The organism is Streptomyces sp. NPDC026500 (assembly GCF_055567635.1).
In genome coordinates this window covers 1-19,694 of sequence record NZ_JBVHQB010000028.1, presented here as the reverse complement: position 1 = coordinate 19,694, position 19,694 = coordinate 1, and the positions used below count along the sequence as shown (strand labels likewise).

The 19,694-nt window shown below is 69.6% G+C and carries 19 protein-coding genes and 1 rRNA gene; 13 read left to right on the top strand and 7 right to left on the bottom strand.

All coding sequences use genetic code 11. From position 1 onward, the window contains the following. Positions 1-13: 13 nt before the first annotated feature. The 4 genes from ACZ4N5_RS36220 to ACZ4N5_RS36205 form a co-directional block, all read right to left on the bottom strand. Positions 14-715, bottom strand: a complete 702-nt coding sequence (locus ACZ4N5_RS36220; RefSeq protein ID WP_467761277.1) for a phosphatase PAP2 family protein — start codon at positions 713-715, stop codon at positions 14-16. Positions 716-909: 194 nt separating this feature from the next. Further along, positions 910-1,917 (bottom strand): C40 family peptidase, encoded by a 1,008-nt coding sequence (locus ACZ4N5_RS36215; protein ID WP_356784624.1) that lies wholly within the window; start codon positions 1,915-1,917, stop codon positions 910-912. A gap of 106 nt (positions 1,918-2,023) precedes the next feature. After that, positions 2,024-2,803: a trypsin-like serine peptidase gene (locus ACZ4N5_RS36210; RefSeq protein ID WP_467761276.1), complete on the bottom strand. Its 780-nt coding sequence runs from the start codon at positions 2,801-2,803 to the stop codon at positions 2,024-2,026. Between the two features lie 111 nt (positions 2,804-2,914). After that, positions 2,915-3,361 carry an ATP-binding protein gene (locus tag ACZ4N5_RS36205; protein ID WP_467761275.1) on the bottom strand — a complete coding sequence of 149 codons (447 nt, stop codon included), beginning with the start codon at positions 3,359-3,361 and terminating at the stop codon, positions 2,915-2,917. 209 nt (positions 3,362-3,570) lie between these two features. Between ACZ4N5_RS36205 and ACZ4N5_RS36200 the strand changes: the two genes are divergently transcribed. Genes ACZ4N5_RS36200 through ACZ4N5_RS36190 form a run of 3 tightly spaced genes read left to right on the top strand, consistent with a single transcriptional unit; the run spans position 3,571 to position 4,875 of the window. After that, positions 3,571-4,416, top strand: coding sequence for a helix-turn-helix domain-containing protein (locus ACZ4N5_RS36200; protein WP_467761274.1), 846 nt, complete (start codon positions 3,571-3,573; stop codon positions 4,414-4,416). Between the two features lie 11 nt (positions 4,417-4,427). Then, positions 4,428-4,622: a DUF397 domain-containing protein gene (locus ACZ4N5_RS36195; protein WP_467761273.1), complete on the top strand. Its 195-nt coding sequence runs from the start codon at positions 4,428-4,430 to the stop codon at positions 4,620-4,622. Then, entirely contained in the window at positions 4,615-4,875 is a 261-nt protein-coding gene (locus ACZ4N5_RS36190; protein WP_467761272.1) for a DUF397 domain-containing protein, read from the top strand. The genes ACZ4N5_RS36195 and ACZ4N5_RS36190 overlap by 8 nt, the downstream gene beginning before the upstream one ends. 17 nt (positions 4,876-4,892) lie before the next feature. On the opposite strand, the gene ACZ4N5_RS36185 is transcribed toward ACZ4N5_RS36190, so the two are convergent. Continuing rightward, a complete protein-coding gene (locus ACZ4N5_RS36185) occupies positions 4,893-5,531 on the bottom strand; it encodes an SRPBCC family protein (protein WP_467761271.1) in 639 nt (212 codons plus the stop codon). A 386-nt stretch (positions 5,532-5,917) separates the two neighbouring features. Here ACZ4N5_RS36185 and ACZ4N5_RS36180 point away from each other — a divergent pair, with 386 nt between their 5' ends. The 7 genes from ACZ4N5_RS36180 (at position 5,918) to ACZ4N5_RS36150 (ending at position 15,101) form a co-directional block, all read left to right on the top strand. Beyond that, complete coding sequence (locus ACZ4N5_RS36180; RefSeq protein WP_467761270.1) at positions 5,918-7,243, top strand: S53 family peptidase; 1,326 nt, start codon at positions 5,918-5,920, stop codon at positions 7,241-7,243. A gap of 527 nt (positions 7,244-7,770) precedes the next feature. Further along, positions 7,771-8,079, top strand: coding sequence for a hypothetical protein (locus ACZ4N5_RS36175; protein ID WP_037622434.1), 309 nt, complete (start codon positions 7,771-7,773; stop codon positions 8,077-8,079). A gap of 209 nt (positions 8,080-8,288) precedes the next feature. Continuing rightward, complete coding sequence (locus ACZ4N5_RS36170) at positions 8,289-9,143, top strand: hypothetical protein (protein WP_467761269.1); 855 nt, start codon at positions 8,289-8,291, stop codon at positions 9,141-9,143. Continuing rightward, entirely contained in the window at positions 9,133-10,464 is a 1,332-nt protein-coding gene (locus tag ACZ4N5_RS36165) for a hypothetical protein (protein ID WP_467761268.1), read from the top strand. Before ACZ4N5_RS36170 ends, ACZ4N5_RS36165 begins: the two co-directional genes overlap by 11 nt. After that, positions 10,461-12,020 (top strand): SCO6880 family protein, encoded by a 1,560-nt coding sequence (locus ACZ4N5_RS36160; RefSeq protein ID WP_355841019.1) that lies wholly within the window; start codon positions 10,461-10,463, stop codon positions 12,018-12,020. Before ACZ4N5_RS36165 ends, ACZ4N5_RS36160 begins: the two co-directional genes overlap by 4 nt. Before the next feature lie 14 nt (positions 12,021-12,034). Continuing rightward, the gene (locus ACZ4N5_RS36155) at positions 12,035-13,459 is read left to right on the top strand and encodes an ATP-binding protein (protein WP_355841017.1); all 1,425 of its coding nucleotides are present in this window, start codon (positions 12,035-12,037) and stop codon (positions 13,457-13,459) included. 1 nt (position 13,460) lies between these two features. Continuing rightward, positions 13,461-15,101 (top strand): type IV secretory system conjugative DNA transfer family protein, encoded by a 1,641-nt coding sequence (locus ACZ4N5_RS36150; protein ID WP_467761267.1) that lies wholly within the window; start codon positions 13,461-13,463, stop codon positions 15,099-15,101. Between the two features lie 226 nt (positions 15,102-15,327). Here ACZ4N5_RS36150 and ACZ4N5_RS36145 read toward each other — a convergent pair whose 3' ends face one another. Further along, entirely contained in the window at positions 15,328-15,888 is a 561-nt protein-coding gene (locus ACZ4N5_RS36145; RefSeq protein WP_467761266.1) for a GNAT family N-acetyltransferase, read from the bottom strand. 145 nt (positions 15,889-16,033) lie between these two features. On the opposite strand from ACZ4N5_RS36145, the gene ACZ4N5_RS36140 reads away from it, so the two are divergent. From ACZ4N5_RS36140 to ACZ4N5_RS36130, 3 genes are all read left to right on the top strand, one after another. Then, positions 16,034-16,795: a CDP-alcohol phosphatidyltransferase family protein gene (locus ACZ4N5_RS36140; RefSeq protein WP_467761265.1), complete on the top strand. Its 762-nt coding sequence runs from the start codon at positions 16,034-16,036 to the stop codon at positions 16,793-16,795. 513 nt (positions 16,796-17,308) lie between these two features. Next, positions 17,309-18,985 (top strand): hypothetical protein, encoded by a 1,677-nt coding sequence (locus ACZ4N5_RS36135; protein ID WP_467761264.1) that lies wholly within the window; start codon positions 17,309-17,311, stop codon positions 18,983-18,985. Between the two features lie 103 nt (positions 18,986-19,088). After that, on the top strand, positions 19,089-19,400 hold the full coding sequence (locus ACZ4N5_RS36130; protein ID WP_467761263.1) for a transposase: 312 nt from the start codon (positions 19,089-19,091) through the stop codon (positions 19,398-19,400). A gap of 199 nt (positions 19,401-19,599) precedes the next feature. Here the strand turns inward: ACZ4N5_RS36130 and rrf are convergent. Beyond that, positions 19,600-19,694, bottom strand: a 5S ribosomal RNA gene (gene rrf, locus ACZ4N5_RS36125); the annotation flags it as partial.

The following is a 19,694-nucleotide window of genomic DNA, read 5'->3' as shown; positions in this document are numbered from 1 at the left end:
GGCGGTCCGGAACCTACGCGGCGAGGTCCCGTTCCTCCGTGTGCTCGGCGCGCGCCTCCGGGATCAGGGTCTTCTGCCCGGCGGGTGCGACTCTCCGCGCGCGAATCAGCCGGCCCGCGCGCGGAGCCCTCTCCACGGCCTTCATGACCGGGGTCAACAGGGCCATGGCGAGCGGCGACAGCAGCAGGACGACGGCCGTGCCGAGGGCGAAACCGCCGATGACGTCCGTCGGGTAGTGCACGCCCATGTAGACCCGGCAGAACCCTTCGAGCAGCGCGAGCCCTATCCCCGCGAGTCCGAACTTCCGGTTGACGACGAAGAGTCCGACGCCCATCGCCATGGTGATCGTCGCGTGGTCGCTGACGAAGGAGAAGTCGGTCTTGCCGCTCGCGAGCACGTCGAGGCCCAGGTGGTCACGAAAGGGGCGCGGGCGCTCCACGAAGCCCCTTATCGGAACGTTCACGAGGAGCGCGACACCGGCCGCGAGCGGCGCCCAGACGAGTCCGGCCACGGCCGACGCCGCGTCGGCCCCGCCCCGCCGCCGCACGGTCGACCAGCACCACAGGACCAGCAGGACCATCGCGAGCAACAGACCCCACTCGCCGACGAACTCCATGGTCCGGTCGAACCAGTGCGGCGCGTGCTTGGCCAGGCCATTGATGTCGTACAGCAGGTCGACGTCGGGGTTCGAACCGGATTCGGCGAGTCCAGCCATGGCGCTGCGGCCCCTTCGTCGTCTTTCCCGCGGCCGCGCCCTTTCGCGCGCCGCTCGATCCACCCCCGTGGTTGTAGATCAGTTCTCTACGTCAAAAGGAACGCACGGTTCCCTCCAATACGTTCCACACTCCACGAAATGATCACGCATACGTTATCGAAGAGAGATACATCGCCGCAGATCAGAGGGCGGTTTCATACCGAAGTGGGCAATGCTTTCGCGCCATCCGCAGTCACCCGGGTGGCCCCGAAGTAGTCGGGCGTGTCGACAGGGTCGAAACGGATGACGGCACCCGGCCGGGGGGCGTCGATCATGTAACCGCCGCCCACATAGATACCCACGTGCCGGATGGCACGGGAGTTGGTGAGGTCGTCCGAGAAGAAGACCAGGTCCCCGGGCAGGAGTTCCTCCCGCTTGGGGTGCGGCCCGGCGTTGTACTGGTCGTTGGCGACCCGCGGCAGGGTCACCCCGACGCTGTCGTACGAGGCCTTGGTCAGACCCGAGCAGTCGAATCGTCCGCCCTGGTCAGCGGTTCCGTTGCCGCCCCACAGATAGGGCGTGCCGAGCTTCTTCTGCGCGTACGTGATGGCCGCCGCGGCCTGCTTCGAGGGGTCCACACGGGTCACCGGCGCGGCGAAACTCTTCGCCAGCGTGGTGATCGTCTTCACATAGTTCCGGGTCTCCGCGTACGGCGGCACGCCCCCGTACTTGATGACCGCGTACGCGCCCGCGTTGTAGGCGGCGAGCATGTTCTCGGTGACGTTTCCCGGAGCGTTCTTCACGTAGGAGGCCAGCTCGCAGTCGTACGAGGCGGCCGACGGAATCGCGTCATTCGGGTTCCATACGTCGCGGACACCGTCCCCGTCGCCGTCGACTCCGTGCGTGGCCCAGGTCCCCGGAATGAATTGCGCTATCCCCTCCGCTGCCGCCGGACTCTTCGCGTTCGGATTGAATCCACTCTCCTGATACAGCTGGGCGGCGAGCAGCGCGGGATTGATCGCGCCGCAGAGATTGCCCCACTTCTGTACGAGGGACTGGTACGCGGCGGGCACGGCGCCCTTGGCGAGTCCGACCGAACCGCCGCCGATCCCGTTGGCGAGGTTCCCGGCGACCACGTAGACGCCGACGACGAGCAGCATCATGAAGCTGATCCCGGCGCCGACGGCAGCGGTCGCCACGATCCACGTCTTACGCACCGTCAACCGCCCCTCAACGCAAAGGAGTCCGCCGACGTCAGTGTAGAGGCGGGCTCCGTGCGAGAGGGATGCAGCGCACAAGGACCGAGCGGCATGTTCCGCCGGACAGGCACTAACCGGCTCGGCCGGCCTCCCGGTAGAGCTCGTCGGCCTCGGTCCCGAAGACGGCGCTGTACGAGACGTCGTCGGTGTCCCCGCCCTGCTCGTGGCCGCCGATGATGCCGACGACCGCTCCGTCCCCGTTCACCCAGGGACTGCCGCTGGTTCCGCCGGCGAAGGCAGGACATTCGACGCGCTGCTGCGTACGGCTCTGTGCGGTGGGCTTGTCGGTGCAGGTGATGGGGGTGTCGACGGTGCCGGGGTATCCGGTGACGGTGACGGCGGTGGCCCCGGTGGCGCGGTGCGCGGCGAAGGCGTTCCCGCCTCCGACGACGTCCTCGACCTCCTTGCCGTCGCGGGTGCCGAGGACGGCGAAGGCGACGTCGCTGTCCTCGTCCTGGTCGTTCAGCCACCCCTCGGGGAGGAAGACGCCCTGGACGTCCCAGAACCCGTACGGCGCTCTGCCGTCCCGGTAGCCGGGCGCGAAGGAGAGCTGCGCCTCACCGTCCAGACAGTGGGCGGCGGTGAGGACGAGGTCCCGCCCCGCGCTGCGCACGACGGAGGCGGTGCAGAAGTGCCCGCCGCTGCCGGCGCTCGCGGCGCTCCCGTGGAACAGGGCGCCCACGCGGACGTTCCGGCTGTTCTCGGCGGCCTGGACGGTCACGCCGAACGGCCCGGGGCCGTCATCGGCCGACGCGACGGACGAGGACGTCACCGCCAGCAGCACGAGGGCCGCACCGAGCAGTGCGGGCCGCCGGGTGTCTGGGAGACGGGTGATGCGGATGCTCTTCATCGCCCCTCACCTTGCCGCAAGCGGGTGAGAAAAACCTCGGACCAGTCCGAGTATCACCTGAGAAGCCCTACCTCGCCCGTCACTCCCGCCCGAGGGGCACCACGCCCCGGTTCAGCCCCGCGCCCGCCCGGCATCGCGGCACTCCGCCCACAGCAGCTTCCCTCCTCGCGACGCACCCAGCTCACGCAGTACGGACACTCCCCACGCGTCGGCGCAGGCCCGTACAAGGTGCAGCCCCCTGCCGTGCTCGGCGTCCCCAGGGGGCAGATCTACGGGGGCGCCCTCCCGGAACCCGGACGGGACGGTCGGGTCCGAGTCCCACACGGCGACCCGCAGCCGGCCGGGTTCCGCCGAGAGGACGCGCAGGGCGCAGGGGCCCGGTGCGTGCAGATGGGCGTTGGTGAGGAGTTCGGAGGCCAACAGCTCGGCCGTGGGCGTGAGTTCGGAGAGCTCGTGCGCGGCGAGAACGGCCCGGAGGGTGACGCGGGCGATGCCCGGGGCGCGTGGATCGTGCGGGAGTTGGAGGGTGTACGACCAGGGCGGGGATACGGTGGCCATGGAAGTCTCCGATCACGGAAGGGAGTTGGGTGGCGTCGTGTCGCTACGGTGCCCAGTGACCGCGACCGCTCCGTCGAGCGGGGTACTTCCGGGCGGGGTCCCAGCTATAAAGTAGCGGCAGCCATAAAAGGTCTTACACGGTTTCCGTGAAAGTGATGATCTATCACCCGTGTGGGTGACCTGCTGCGCGAGGGAGGCGGGCCTGCCCCGTGAGAAACAACCCGACGGGTCGTCAACTCCGATTGGGTACCGAGCTGCGCAAGCTCCGGGAGCGCGCGGGTCTGACTTCCACACAGGCCAGCAAGCTGCTCGGCGTCCAGCAGAACCAGATCAGCAACGTGGAGGCCGGGCGCGCCGGAGTGAGCCCTGAACGGGTGCGGACCCTGGCCTGCCATTACGACTGCGGCGACAGGGCTCTCATCGAGGCGCTCAGTGACATGGCCACCGAGCGCATCCGCGGCTGGTGGGAGGAGTACCGCGAGATCCTGCCCGCCGGGCTACTGGACCTCGCCGAGATGGAGCACCACGCCAAACGGCTGCGCACCGCCGTCACAGTGCACATCCCCGGCCTGTTCCAGACCACCGACTACGCCCGCGAGATCTTCCGCCAGGCCGTACCCCAACTACCTCCGCCGGACATCGAGCACCGGGTGTCGTTCAGGGTGAAGCGGCAGGCCGTCCTGTTCCGCAGTCCTCCGACCCCGCACCAGGTGATCATTCACGAGGCCGCCCTGCGCATGATGTTCGCCGGCGCCCGGGTGACACGGGACCAGCTCGGCTACCTGCTGGACATGAACGAGCGCGAGGACATCGCGGTCCACGTCCTCCCGTTCAGCTCGGCGGTCTTCCCCGGCTCGGGGCAATCGATCTACTACGCCGAGGGACCCGTGCCGCAGCTCGACACCGTGAACCTCGACCAGTCTCACGGCCCCGTGTTCCTCGACGCCGAGGCCCAGCTGGACAAGTACCGCGTACCGCTCGACCGCATGGAGGCGGCTGCCCTCACCCCCGAGCAGTCGCAGACCTTCGTCCACAACATCCTCAAGGACCTGTGAAGGAGTCCGTGATGCCCACACTCACGTGGCAGAAGTCGTCGTACTGCCCCGAGGGCAACTCCTGCGTCCACGTGGCCGGAGAGCGCGCCACCGGCGCGATCCGCCTCACCGAATCCGGCGACCCCCGCGGAGCGATACTCACCGCCGCCCCCGCGGCCTTCCGCTCCCTCCTCCACGTTCTCAAGAAGGAACAGGACCGTGACTGACATCCCCTCGGACCTCGACTGGGTGCGGGCCGCGCCGGACGACGCGACCGGGCCCGGCCCCTGGATCGAACTCGCCTTCGGTCAGGACGACTTGGTCTACATCAGGGAGACCGGTGAGCCGGAGAACGTCGTCACCACCACCCGCAAGAAGTGGGACGCGTTCGTCCTGGGCGTCCAGGCCGGCGAGTTCGACCACTTCGTCGAGGGGCTGGAGGACGAGCGGCCCCCGGCTCCCGCCGAGGGCCGCTCATGAGGTGAGAGCGGGCGGCCTCACTCCGGTTCGGCGCCCGTGTACGCCGCCGTGGTCCGGTTCGCCGCGCCCCGGGCACCGTCCTCCGGCTCACCGGCGGCGACATTCGCCTCGTACCAGCTCTCGCTGCTCAGCGTGATGAAGCGGCGGCCCTCGTCGGACCCCAGCCAGGCCATGCTCTCCTTCGGCTCCACGGAGCCGCCCGGCGAACCGAGGTGGCCGGCCAGGCCCATCAGACCGAGGTCCCAGCCGACGCCGACCGCGCCGGGCCCGAACTGCGCCCAGCGTTCGTCGCCGACGCGGGAGATGTGGTCGAGCTCGAACCGGGTGCGGTCCCCCTCCGGGGTCACCCGCACCTCGATCCAGCTGACGTCGCCGCCGATCTCCCAGGTCGCCGCGTAGCTCTCCGGCGGCTCGCACCGCTCGATCGTGCCGCCCGCGTTGCCCTCCAGCTGGTAGGTCCCGCCGAGGCGGAGGTCACCGGAGACGGGCAGGAACCAGCGGGGGATGCGCTCGGCGCTGGTGCAGGCGTCCCAGACGTCCTCGACCGTCGCGTCGTAGGTCTGGCTCAGCGTCACCACGCGGACCGCGCCCGCCTTGAAGTCGCGTGTGCCGACGGTGCGGCGCACGGCGTTGATCTGGTGGTTCACGTCGATCACGGTTGCTCCTCCGGAGGTCTTGCCTTGCCGTCGCCGGACTCCCTCGGGCGACGCTCCCGCTCCCCCGCACCGGCTCGGCCCCCAGGGCGTGCCCTATCACGAAAGCGCACGACCGTCCGGAGAACGCGACAGCGCCACCAGTGCAATTCCCCTGAACGGGCTGTGAGTTGGGTCAAGCGGCCGTCAGCCTCCAGCCATCCGGGGGCCATGGGGAGGTCACGCTCCTGCCGTGTTCAGTAAGGCGGAAGCAAGGCTTCCATAAGCCTCTTGTTGTCGCGTACTCAACAAGGGATGGTCGTCCGCGGGCCGCACGGCCCACCGCCGGGGACACCGCACCGGCGGCGCACCCGCACTGCCCCTGCCAACCACTTCCAGGAGGCTGTCCGTTGCGCACCACTCTCCCCCAGAGACCTTCCGCCGGCCCGACGCGCGGCAGTTGGCGCCGAACCGGCGCGGCCGTCCTCGGCGTCGCCGCCCTCGTCCTCGCGGGCCTCGGCGCCGCCGGGACCGCAGACGCCCGTACCGGCGCCGCCAAGGTCACCCCGCACGTCAGCTGGACCAGGGCGTGCGCGACGCCCACCAAGCCCGATGTCGCCGCCTGCGACGCCAAGCGGGTCACCGGCGGGGTCACCGAGTACACGGCGGAGAAGGCCTTCGCCAAGGGCGTCACCCCCAAGGCCGCCGACGCCTCCACGCCGTCCGGATTCGGACCGACGGACCTCCGGGCCGCGTACGGCCTGACCTCCGCGGCCGCCGCCAACGGCACGGGCGAGACCATCGCCATCGTCGACGCCTACAACGACCCCAACGCCGAGGCAGACCTCGCGACCTACCGCTCGTACTACGGCCTCACGGCGTGCACCACCGCCAACGGCTGCTTCAAGAAGGTCAGCCAGACCGGCTCGACCACCTCACTGCCGTCCAGCGACAGCGGCTGGGCCGAGGAGGAGTCCCTCGACCTCGACATGGCGAGCGCCATCTGCCCGAAGTGCAACATCCTCCTCGTCGAGGCCAAGTCCGCCACGATGGCCAACCTCGGCACCTCCGTGAACGAGGCGGTCACCCTGGGCGCGAAGTACGTCTCGAACAGCTACGGCGGTTCCGAGTCGTCCTCCGACACCTCTTACGACACCTCGTACTTCAAGCACACCGGTGTCGCCATCACCGTGAGCGCGGGCGACGCGGGCTACGGCGCCGAGTACCCGGCCGCCTCGCAGTACGTCACCTCCGTCGGCGGCACCGCGCTGACCAAGGCGACCTCCACCACCCGCGGCTGGACCGAGTCGGTCTGGAAGACCAGCAGCACCGAGGGCACCGGCTCCGGCTGCTCCGCGTACGACACCAAGCCGACCTGGCAGACCGACACGGGCTGCTCCAAGCGCACCATCTCCGACGTCTCGGCGGTCGCCGACCCGGCCACCGGCGTCGCGGTGTACGACTCGTACGGCATCACGGCGGGCTGGTACACGTTCGGCGGCACGAGCGCCTCGTCACCCATCATCGCGGGCGTCTACGCCCTCGGCGGCACCCCGTCCAGCGGCTCCTACCCGGCGAAGTTCCCGTACACGGCGGCCGGCACCTCGGCGCTCAACGACGTGACCTCGGGCAACAACGGCACCTGCACCACCAGCTACCTCTGCACCGCGACCACGGGCTACGACGGCCCGACCGGCTGGGGCACCCCGGAGGGTGTCACCGCCTTCACCGGCTGACCTCCGGAGTGCGGGCGGCCGCCGGGAGACGTGGGGTTCCCCGGCACCACCCGGCGAACGGGCCGCGGCAACCAGCCGCGGCCCGTTCCTCGCGCACGGGGCGGAGCGATAGCCTTCGGGGCACCGGCTCGGCGTACGGCGTCCACCCCGCGCAGACGCGACGACCCGGGGAACACCGGCTCGACGGACCGTCAGAGGCCGTACAGCGGGGCCGCGTCCGTTCGAATTCGCCCGCGCGCGTGAGCCGTAGAAGGGCACAACGACGGAACCACACGCCAGGTTTCGCTTCCACTTCATTGCCCGGCGTGACCGGCCGTGATACACAGAGTGACGATACGACTCTTCGTATACCGCCGCACGCCTCCCGAGAGGGTCCCGCGTACGCCGGTGACAAGGAATTCGTACGAATCCCGCCAACCAATGACGTCAAGTCGACATGCGACGGCGCCATTGTCGGCGAGAATGGGCCCGACCTCTGCGCGCAATGGCAGGGGGTGCAGAACTACCCACTAGGGGCGGTGACTTACATGCTTTTCGCAGCCGACAAGGGCGACATCAACACAATCATCGGTGGAATCGCCCCGGACTGGGGTCCCTTCGGCAGCCTGGGCAACGAAGCGAAGGTGATGGTCGAGGTGGTGATGGCGGTCGCCATCCTGCTCTGCCTCGGCATCGCGATCTGGGGTGCGGCCAAACAGCGCATCGGCGCGACCGCCCTCCGCGACACCTTCAGCGCCGAACAGGGCAAGGGCCTCATCATCGCCGGGCTCACGGGAGTCTTCATCATCGGTTCCCTCGGCACGCTCTTCACCATCGTGTACGGCATGGCCGTGTAGCCCGGCCGGGCCGCGCCGCACCCGGCGCACCGTCAGTCCCCGGCCGGGCGCGCCCGGAATCTCTCTCCATCGACCCACCCGTCCGTCGTGCCCACCGGCTGAGGTTGCGTTTCCCTGATGTCGAGTCACCACACCGCGCCCGCGCGGGAACCAGCACGGCTACCGTCGTACTACTTGGTTCAGCGAGAGGTTGAGGGGGCGTACGCGGCATGAGTCTCGGTGACGAACCCGGGTACGGCGACGGCCCGCGCGGCGAGGACGGGGGGTACGGCGGCTCCGGCCAGACCCGCACCCGCCTGCCCGACCGCCCGGGCGACGTCTACGGCGGCGCGCGGCGCGGGCGCGGATCCTCCTCGCGGAGCCTGATCACGGTCGTCGGCGTGGTCGTCCTCCTCATCGCCGCGATCGCCTTCGCGAACCGCGGCGACAACACGGCCTCCTCGGGCGGCAGCAGCGGCGACGAGGCGAAGACGTCCCCCACGGCGGCCTCCGGCGACCACCCGGTGACCTCCAAGGCCGCGGGCATCCCGACCGGCTTCCCCCACACCACCCAGGGCGCGCAGAGCGCGGCAACCAATTACGGGGTCGCGCTGGGCTCGACCGGCATGTTCAACACCGATCAGCGGCACGCCATCGTCGACGCCGTGTACGCACCCGCTGTGGCCGCCGCACGACAGCCCGACCTGGACGCGGCGTACTCCAGCGAGAAGTTCCTGACCAACATCGGCCTGGACAAGAACGGTGCCGCGCCGGCCGGTCAGACCTTCATCTCGCGGATCATCCCGGTCGGCACCAAGCTCAAGGCTTCCAGCACGGACAGCGCCACGGTCGAACTTTGGTACACATCGCTTTTCGGCCTGTCCGGTGACGGGTCCACCAACCCTGTGTCGGAGAGCTGGTACACGACGACCTACCAGCTGAAGTGGGTCAACGGGGACTGGAAAGTCACCGACTTCACTCAGAAGGACGGTCCTGTCCCGGTCGGACGGGACCAGAAGGCCTCCACCGCGGACGACATGACCAAGGCCGTCGAGGAGTACGGAGGGTTCACGTATGCCCGCTAACAAGCCGCGCCGTGTCCTCTCGCTCGCCGCCACGGTGGCAGCGATGCAGTCGGCTGCCATCCTGCTGGCCACCAAGGCGGTCGCGGCCCCCAGCCCGACTCCCAGCCGCAACCCCTGTGAACTCGTCCGCGGCCCTGCCAGAAAGTACTGCGACAGCGGCACCAAGGGATCCGGCAAGTCGGGCCTCAGTGGGGATCCCGGGGTCGGCTCGACCCTGGATCCGCTGTCCTCCCTGGCGAAGGGCTGTGCCGACGCCGCCTCCTGGACCGTCGACAAACTCTCCGCCGCCGTGAACGAGACCGCCAACGTCGACTTCACGAACCCCAAGTTTCTCCAGCAGTACGCCGTCGTCTTCGCGGCGTCCTCGATCCTGACGCTGCTGCTGTGGCTGCTGGCCGTGACGAAGCGGGCGGTGCGGGGTGTCCCCCTCAGCACGGCCATCTCCGAGGCGATCGGCTTCCTCTGGCTGACCGTGCTGGCCTCGGCGTTCACCCCGCTGATCCTCTACACGGTGGTGTCGGCCACGGACGGCGTGACGGAGGTGCTCGCCAAGACGACCGGCAACCAGACGGACGCGTTCTTCGGGACGTTCTCCGGCGCCCTGAACAAGGGCGGCAACATCGGCGGCGGCCCCATCATGCTGATCGTCGTCTCGATGGTCTCGATCCTCGCCGCCGGAATCCTCTGGCTGGAGCTGGTCATCCGGGCCGCCCTGCTCTACGTCGGCGCCCTCCTCGGCACCGTCGTCTACGCGGGCCTCGTCGACAAGAACCTGTGGGGCCACGTCCGCCGCTGGGCGGGCATCATGATCGCGGTGATCCTGGTGAAACCGGTCATCGTGATCGTGCTCGGCCTCGCCGGAGCCCTCAGCTCCGACAACGGACCCGACGCGTTCTCCGCCGTCGTCTCCGGGCTCGCCATCATCCTGCTCGCCATCTTCGCCAGCGCGATGATCTACCGCTTCGTACCGGGCTTCGGCGACGAGATCGCCGGCTCCCGCAACAACCGCATCATGCAGGGCGCCGAAGGCAAGGCCGCAGCCGTGATCAGCTCGCCGGCCACCCTGGTCGCCCAGGGCATCAAGACGCACAGCACGCGCGCCGACAACAACGGTGGCGGCGGCGGAGGCGGCAACGGCCAGCCCCGCCCCGCCAACCCCGCGTCCGGCGGTGTGGCCGCGCACAGCACCCGTACGCCGAACGGAGGCGGCGGATCCGTCCCCTCCGCCGCCCCACCGCCGCGTACCAGCCCGGTCAACACCCCGCACGCGAGCAATACCCGCAACAGCAGTACCAACCGCACGGGAGGTGAAGGGCGTTGACGACCGAGTCCCACTTGTCCCATCCGGTCACGCCCCGCCGTACATATCTGATCGGCCGCGCCCGGCCGAACGCGATCGTCGGCCGGAACCGTGAGTCCGGCGAGATCGCGCTCATCATCGGGGGCGCGTTCCTGGGCATGATGTGCGGCCTGCTCGTCCCGGTGCTTTCCCTGCGGATCGTGCTGCTGATGGGCTTCCCGCTGCTCGCGCTCGCCGCGGTGTACATCCCGTACAAGCGCCGTACGTTCTACAAGTGGTTCGAGATCAACCGCAGTTACAAGCGGAGCCTGCGCCAGGGAACGGCGTACCGCAGTCAGGTGATGGAGGCCGGCACCCGCCTCGAGGGCAAAGAGGTCGAGATCGGACCGCCGCCGGGCATCGGGCGGATCTCCTGGCTCGCCGCCCCGTTCGGACCCGACGAGATCGCCGTGCTGCTGCACGCCGACCGGCGGACCGTGACGGCCGCGATCGAGATCGAGGGACCGGGCGTCGGTCTGCGCGACAGCGAGGACCAGGAGGCCCTCGTCGACCGTTTCGGCACGCTGCTCAAGCACGTGGCGAACGGAGACGGCTTCGTCACCCGCCTCCAGATGCTCGCCCGCACCCTCCCCGCCGACCCGGACGCCCACGCCAAGGACGTCTCCGTACGCGGGGACGAGCGGGCTCCCGGATGGCTCCAGCAGTCCTACGACCAGCTCCAGTCGATGGTGTCCACGAGCAGTGAGCAGCACCGGGCCTATCTCGTCGCCTGCATGCACTACTCGCGTGAGCTGGCCGCCGAGGCACAGGCCATGGCGCGCGCGGCGCGACCGCAGGGCGGCCGGAAGGTCGACCGGGACGCCGGACTCGCCGTCGTGATGGCACGCGAGCTGACCGACATCTGCTCCCGGCTCCAGGAAGCCGACATCCGCGTACGGCAGCCGCTCGGTCAGGGACGCCTTGCCTCCCTCGTGCACTCGATGTACGACCCCGACCACCCCATCGACCACATCCAGGCGATGACCAAGCGCAACGCCTGGCCGGCCGAGCTCGACGCCATGGAGCCGACGTACCTCCAGGCGAAGACCCGCGAGTCCTCCACCCGCGCGCCCTGGTGTCACGCCACGGCCTGGGTGAAGGAGTGGCCGATGACCCCGGTGGGCGTCAACTTCCTCGCCCCGCTGCTCGTCCACACCCCCGACGTCATCCGCACGGTCGCCGTGACCATGGACCTCGAACCCACCGAGGTCGCCATCGAACGCATGCTGACCGAGAAGACGAACGACGAGGCCGAGGCCAGCCGCGCCGCCAAGATGAACCGGACCGTCGACCCGCGCGACATCGCCTCGCACAACCGCCTCGACCAGCGCGGCGAGGACCTCGCGAGCGGCGCCGCGGGCGTCAACCTCGTCGGCTACATCACCGTGTCCTCCCGCAACCCCGAGGCACTCGCGCGCGACAAGCGCACCATCCGCGCCTCGGCCGGCAAGTCGTATCTGAAACTGGAGTGGTGCGACCGCGAGCACCACCGGGCCTTCGTCAACACACTGCCGTTCGCCACCGGAATCCGCAGGTAGGGGCTGATGCACTGATGCGGGATCCGCTGTCCGCCGCTACGGACGCCTTCACTTCCTTCCTCTTCGGCAAGGTCGAGACGACCCGCCTCCCCGTGCGCACGTCCACGGGCCAGGCGCAGGCGGTCTACCTGCCCACCGCCGCACCGGGCCTCGGCGACTCGGGCGTCATCATCGGCCGCGAGGTGTACTCCGGCAAGGGGTACATCTACGACCCCTTCCAGTTGTACGGGCAGCAGCTCCCGGCCCCGCACTGGCTGGTCCTCGGAGAGTCCGGCAACGGCAAGTCGGCCCTGGAGAAGACGTACGTCCTGCGGCAGTTGCGCTTCCGCGACCGCCAGGTCGTCGTCCTCGACGCCCAGGGCGAGGACGGTGTCGGCGAATGGAACCTCATCGCGCAGGAGCTGGGAATAACTCCCATCCGGCTCGACCCGACGGCCGCCCTGGACATGGGAATCCGCCTCAACCCGCTCGACCCGACGATCACGACGACGGGCCAGCTCGCGCTGCTGCGCACCATCATCGAGGTCGCGATGGGGCACAGCCTCGACGAGCGGTCCGGCTTCGCCCTGAAGGTCGCGCACGCCTACGTCAACGAGACGATCGTCGAGCGCCAGCCGGTGCTGATGGACATCGTCGAGCAGCTGCGCCACCCCGAACCGGAGTCGGCCGAGGCGATGAACGTCGCCATAGACGACGTACGGGCCTGGGGCCTGGACGTGGCACTGGTCCTGGACCGGCTGGTCGACGGTGACCTGCGGGGCATGTTCGACGGCCCGACGACGGTGGGCATCGACCTGGACGCCCCCCTCATCGTCTTCGACCTGTCGCACATCGACCGGAACTCCATCGCCATGCCGATCCTGATGGCGATCGTGGGTGTGTGGCTGGAGCACACCTGGATCCGGCCCGACCGCAAGAAGCGCATCTTCCTGGTGGAGGAGGCGTGGCACATCATCAACAGCCCCTTCGTGGCACAGCTGTTCCAGCGGCTGCTGAAGTTCGGGCGCCGCCTCGGCCTGTCCTTCGTGGCGGTGGTCCACCATCTGTCGGACGTGGTCGACGGAGCGGCGGCCAAGGAGGCGGCCGCGATCCTGAAGATGGCGTCGACGAGGACCATCTACGCGCAGAAGGCGGACGAGGCACGGTCGACCGGCCGGGTGCTCGGCCTGCCCCGCTGGGCGGTCGAGATCATCCCGACGCTGACCCCGGGCATCGCGGTCTGGGACGTCAACGGCAACGTCCAGGTGGTCAAGCACCTCATCACGGAAACCGAACGCCCGCTGGTCTTCACCGACCGGGCGATGACGCAGTCGTCCGCCGACCTCATCTCCGACGACGCGATGCGCGCCGCCGAACTGGAGGCCGAGGAACGGGCGGCGGCCTTCATGGAGCAGCACCTCAGCGATCTCGACGGCTCCACCGAGTCCACGGTGGCGTGAGATGGGACAGCACCCCGACCGGCACGACGACCGGTACGACCCCCGGCGCGAGGGGGCCGGCGGCATCCCCGACGGCCTGCTGATCGGGGTGCTGGGCTTCCTCCTCGGCATGACGTTGATGGTGTGGACGGCGACAGGCCTGGCGGGCTGGTTCTCCCGCGGCGCCTGGCCGGACGCGATCACCTTCACCCGTACGCCGTTGGCCATGCGGCATCTGATCGGCGCGCCGCACGACATCGCCGGCGCCTGGCCCGACACCCCCGCCGCCCAGTTGTCCGGCTACGGCCTCTTCTGGGGCCTGTTCATCGGTCAGTTGATGGTGCTGCTGGTCCTCGCGGTGTTCGTGATGGGGACGGTGGCACGGTGGCGGGCGGGCCGGGCGCGAAGGCCCGCGAAGGCCACGGCGACCGCCGCGTCCACGGACACCCCTGATCCGGTGGTGCCGACGGCCAGGACGGAACAGCAGCCGCTGCCGGCGCAACCGATGCCCGCACAGCCCCTGGAGACGGCCTACCGAGCGGCCGAGGGCGAGCGGGCGGGCGCCCAGGCCCGCGAAGGTATGGGCGAACCGGCACGCGAACAGGTGCGCGGACATGCGGGTTCACAGAGACGCGAACACGCGGGCGCCCGGGACACCGCCGCCTCCGAGGCCGTTCCCGCCGAGGCCGCGGCCTCCCTGGCCGCCACGGCACCCCAGCCGAAACCCGCGTGGCCGTCCACCCGCGCGGTCGTCCTCGCCCCCGCCGAAACCCGCCACCTCACCGCCGCCCAGGCCGTACGCGACGCGGAGGGCCCGGCCCTCGTCGTCACCTCCGACCCCCGCACCTGGTCGGAGACCAAGGACGCCCGCGCCAAGCTGGGCCCCGTCCTCCTCTACGACCCGGCCCACCTCTGCGACACCCCGGCCCGGCTCCACTGGTCCCCCACGACCGGCTGCGAGGACAAGGAGACGGCGGCGTCCAGGGCGACCGCTCTCCTCGCCCCGGTACGCCCCACCGCCAAGGCGGACCAGGCGATGGCCGATGTCGCGGAAACGCTCATGCGCAGCTATCTGCACGCCGCCGCGGTGGAGGGCAAGCCCTTCCGCCATGTCCACCGCTGGGCCCAGGGTGCACAGGTGCAGGACGCCGTACGGGCCCTGCGGACGAACCCCAAGGCCGCGTCCGGCGCCGCCGGCGAGCTGGAGGCCGCGCTCGTCTCGCACCCCGAACGCCGGGACATCGCGCAGGAGCTGACGGCACGTGCCCTTGCGGCGTTCGGCACGGTCAACATCCGCGAATCCTGCACTCCGAACCGAAATGACAGCCTCGCCTTGGATTCCTTCGTCAATGAAGGGGGCACGCTTTATCTGGTCGGTGAACCCATCGAGGACCCCAAAGCGAGCCCCGGCGCCATGCCGCTCCTGACGGCCCTCGCCTCAAGCGTGGTCGAGCGTGGCCGGCGCATGGCCGAACGGTCATCCTCCGGTCGCCTCGACCCACCACTCACCCTCGTCCTCGACGACATCGCGGCCGTGGCCCCGCTCCCCCAGCTCCCGGAACTCCTGACCACGGGCCCGGCTCGCGGCCTGCCGACCCTGGCCCTCCTCCGTTCCCGCGAACAACTCCGGTCACGCTGGCCGCAGTACGAGCTTCCGGTATGACGCGGATGCCGGTCGGATGCGGATTGCCGGTCAGATGCAGATGCCGGTCATACGGGCATGCAGGTCAGACGGGCATGCAGGTCTGATGCGGCCCGACGGTCCGGTGCCGCTGCAGATCTGACGCGGCCCGACGGTCCACTGCCGCTGCAGGTCTGACGCGGCCGGAGGTCTGGTGCCGGTGCCGACCTGCCGCCTGACGCCTGACGCCTGAGGCCCGCCGACCGCCCTACCCGCGAGTGATCACGAACTCCAGCTCCAACTCCCCGGTGTCCCCGGGCATCGGCACCGTCTGTCCGGTCGGCAGGAAACCCGTCTTCCGGTAGAACGCCTCGGCGCGGCCGTTCTTCTCGTGCACGAAGAGCCGCACGCGCTCGAGCCCGATCCCCCAGGACCACGCGAGAGCGGCGTCGAAGAGTGCCCGGGTCACCCCGGCCTCGCTCCCCCGGTACTCGGGTCGCACGAAGACCCCGACCAGATGCCCCTGGCTCCGCTCGGCCACCGCGCCGAACGCATCCCGCGCCCCGGCCTCCTCGACCAGCACGGTCACGGACCCGGCCCACACCCCGTCCTCGCCCACGGCCACGATCTGCTGCCGCTCGACGACACCGGCGGCCGCCCCGGCCGTCCGGTCCTGCCAGAAGGCATCGGACTTGGCGGCCGCGTCCTCGTAGGTCTCCAGGAACGCGAGGTGCGCGACGGGATCCCGCAGGGCGTCGAGTCTGAGCTGCTTCACCTGACCCCACTCGTCGGGGCGTATGGAACGGAACACGTGGGTCTTGGGGGTCATGGCGGTCACCGTAGTACGCGCGTACGACAACGATCACCTGATTTCCACCCTGCCGATCACCTTCGCCGGGACCCCCGTCATGCTCTTCCCTGTACGACATTGCCAGCCGCCCGATCCAGTGCCAGCTCGCCAGGGAGAACGCCGCATGCCCAAAGTCCAACTAGATGAACTCCGCAGCGTCATTCACCCTGCGGGCAAGCTGGACAGCAGGGCGGAACACTGGGCCGGCCGCCTCTACATGAGGTCACTCTCCCTGCGTGTGACCCGCCACCTCGTCGACGCCCGTATCTCCCCGAACCAGATCACCGTGATCATGGTCTTCGCGGGGATGCTCTCCGGAGTCGCCCTGATCCTGCCGGGCCTCGGCGGCGCCGTGCTCTCCGTCCTCTTCATGCAGCTGTATCTGCTGCTCGACTGCGTCGACGGTGAAGTCGCCCGCTGGCGACGCCAGTTCAGCCCGCTCGGCGTCTACCTGGACCGGCTCGGCGCCTACCTCGCCGACGCCGCCGTCGTGGTCGGCATGGGCATCCGCGCCTCCCAACTCGGCCTCGACCCCTATCTGGTGGCGGGCCTGGCCGCGGCCATCGGCGTCCTTCTCCTGAAGTCGTCCTCCGACCTCGTCCACGTGGCCCGCTCCGACAGCGGCATGGAGAAGGCGACCGACCATTCCGTCGTCCCGCGCTCCAGCGGTCTCGCCCAGATCCGCCGGCTGGCCTCGGCCGTGGGTCTCCACCGCCTGGTCAACGGCATCGAGTGCACCATCCTGCTGCTCGTCACCGCGGTCATCGACTTGGCGGCCGGCGACCTGACAGCCACGCGGATCGCGACCGTCGCCGTGACGGCCATCGTGTGGCTGCTCGTGCCCGCGCACATCGTCTCGATCGTCGCGTCGTCCCGCCTGAAGTAACCGCACCACGGGAAAGGGGGCGGTCTCCACGAGGAGACCGCCCCCTTTCCCGTCCTCCAGCCCGCCATTCACAACAACGCCCAGCCACACCCACGCCAGCCCCGGCCCTCTCAAGGCGGCAGAGGGTGAGACCCTCGCGCTCGTGCAGGCCCAGCCGTCCCGGCTGAGCCGGAGCGTGCCGCCGCCCGCCGCCCGGCTACGTCGTCACGGCGTCCGGCTGCGGAGGGGCGTGGCGAGCCAGGCTGCTCGCACCCGTGCGCCCGGGGGCGGGCGGCAGGAGGGCATCTGAGTGAGGGAGCATTGCCCAGTTGCGGCTCGTTCGTGAAGGCTCATCATGAGTTCCATCCGCCGTGCCGTGCCGTGCCGCCGGTGCTATTTCCTGCCTGTTACTGGCGGGTTCCCCGAGGTGTTTGACCCGGATCGAGTTCGTACAACCTTTGCCCGCGCTCGGCGATCTGAGTGGCCGATCGGATTGCCGGTCCGCCTCAACGTAAGTCCGCCGAAGGAGCACCCGTGCCGAGACCTCTGCCCCGTAACGCCCTCCTGGCCAGTGCCACCGCCTTCGCGACGGGCCTGCTGACCCTGGGCGCACCCTCCCTCGGCCAGGCCGCGGAGACCGCGCAGACACTGGAGTTCACGGTCGCCGAGGGTGGCAACCCGCTGCAGGTGCAGCCGTATCAAGGTGAACACGCCACCGCCTACCTGTACGCTCGCAACACCGGGGCGCAGCAGTTGACGGACTTCACGGTGACAGTCGACGCCACGGCCGTCAAAGGCCAGATGAGCCTGGAGCAGCCCCCTGCCGCCTGCGTCGAGAAGCAGCAGCTCCTGTACGTGTGCGACGGCGAGAAGCTGAACTACGGCAAACCACTTCAGCCAGGCGACGTCATGCATGGCCTTACCCTGCAATTCCAGACCCTCTCGCCCGGGCATCCCGGTTTCACGGGCGACGTCCGGATCTCCGCCGAAGCCGGTGACACAACGCTCGGCGGGACGACGCTCAGGGCGGAGGTGCCGGACATGGGCCCGCTCCTCGACCGGAGCACCCCCAGCGACACCCGGCTGAAGACCGGCGAGACAGTGCGTCCCGAACTCGGCTTCACGAACTTCAGTTCCCGGCCCTTGAACGGCGTCTACATCGCCATGCGCGTCAGCCAGGGGCTGTCGTTCGGCAAGGAGTTCAGCAACTGCGAGTACGGCCGCATAGGGGACGCCGGCGCCGGCGTCGGGGCTCGCTGCTACGTCGAGACCCCAGTCACAGCGGGCGGCTCCTATGACCTCGACGACTTCTCGGCGAAGGTCGGCAGGACCGCGAGGGTCGAATGGTGGTCCGTGGCCGTGTACGGCACGACCGACGGATACGACTACAAGCACCTGAATCTGACCGACGTCCACCGCGGCACCGGGCGGGCGCTGGAAGTCACCCCCCGGGCCGACGGCCCCAAGCCGTTCAACCGGAACTACGGGACCGGCTGGGTCTACACGAACAACCCCTTCGACCTCGAAGCGCTGGGGACCACCGTCCACGGCACGGCCGGCCAGGTGGTGGAGGCGAAGCTGGGCGTCCGGAACAACGGGCCCGCCTCCATCGAGCAGTACGACCGCGGCGAAGGCCCCACCGACGGCCCGACCTCCGAGGCCCACGTGACGATCCCACCCGGCACGACGGCGGTGAAGGTCCCGAACCTCTGCCGCTGGGACGACGACCGGCACTCGTCGGACAACGACCGGCACTGGGGCAAGCCTGGCGCCCCCCATTACACCTGTTACCAGGACCCGAACGACTCGTACTTCGACGCCGGACAGCTCACGCCGTTCGTGTTCGACCTCCGCATCGACAAGCCGGCCGACCTCGCACCCGGTTCCATCAAGGTGACGCTGCCGCACCAGGACAGCAACGCCAAGGACAACACCGCGGCGATCACGGTGACCGCCGACGGCTCCCAGGGCCACGGCTCCGGCTCCTCCTCAGGGGGCGGCTCCGGCTCCGGCGGCGGCTCCGGATCCGGCGGCAGCACCTCCGGCTCCGCCTCGGCCGGCTCCGGCACCGCGGCTTCGGGCAGCACGGGGCAGGGCTCGATGGCCGACACGGGCACCGGCGCGCTGCCCTGGTACGCGGCCGCGGCGGCCGGGGTCGCCCTGATCACGGGCGGCCCCCTGTTCGTCGTCGCGCGGCGCCGCAGAAACTGAGACGAGGACGGGGCCCGGACTCGCGAACCATGGCGGCCCGGCCGGAACACGGTCCGCTCCGGGCGGCGCCTTCAAATGATCTTGAGTGGTGGATCACGGTCGGGTGATACGTCGCCATGAACTGTCGGATGCGGAGTGGGAGTTCGTCCGGCCGCTGCCGCCCGAGTCGTTGCGGGGCAGGAAGCGGTTGGACGACCGCACGGTGCTCAACGGGATCGTGTGGAAGTTCCGTACCGGGACCGCTTGGCGGGACGTGCCCGAGCGGTACGGCCCGTGGGCCACACTGCACACCCGGTTCCGGCGGTGGGCCCTGGACGGCACGTTCGAGCGGATGCCCCAGGCCGCCCAGGCGAGAGCGGACGCGGCCGAGGACATCGACCGGCTCGTGTCGGTCGACTCCACCGTCGTCCGTTGAAGACACCGCCCAGGAGGTACGGGACATGCCGGCTGCGGGGCGTACGGGGTATTGAGGGAGACGGGGTACGAGGAAGACAGGGTATGAGGCATACGAGGTACGCAATAGGAGATCCGGAATAGGAGGTCCGGGAAAATGGCCGTAAACGCAGAAAACCCCCGTGACCGGTTTCCCGGTACGGGGGTTTTCTTCAAAATTCGTTCGGCGGCGTCCTACTCTCCCACAGGGTCCCCCCTGCAGTACCATCGGCGCTGTGAGGCTTAGCTTCCGGGTTCGGAATGTAACCGGGCGTTT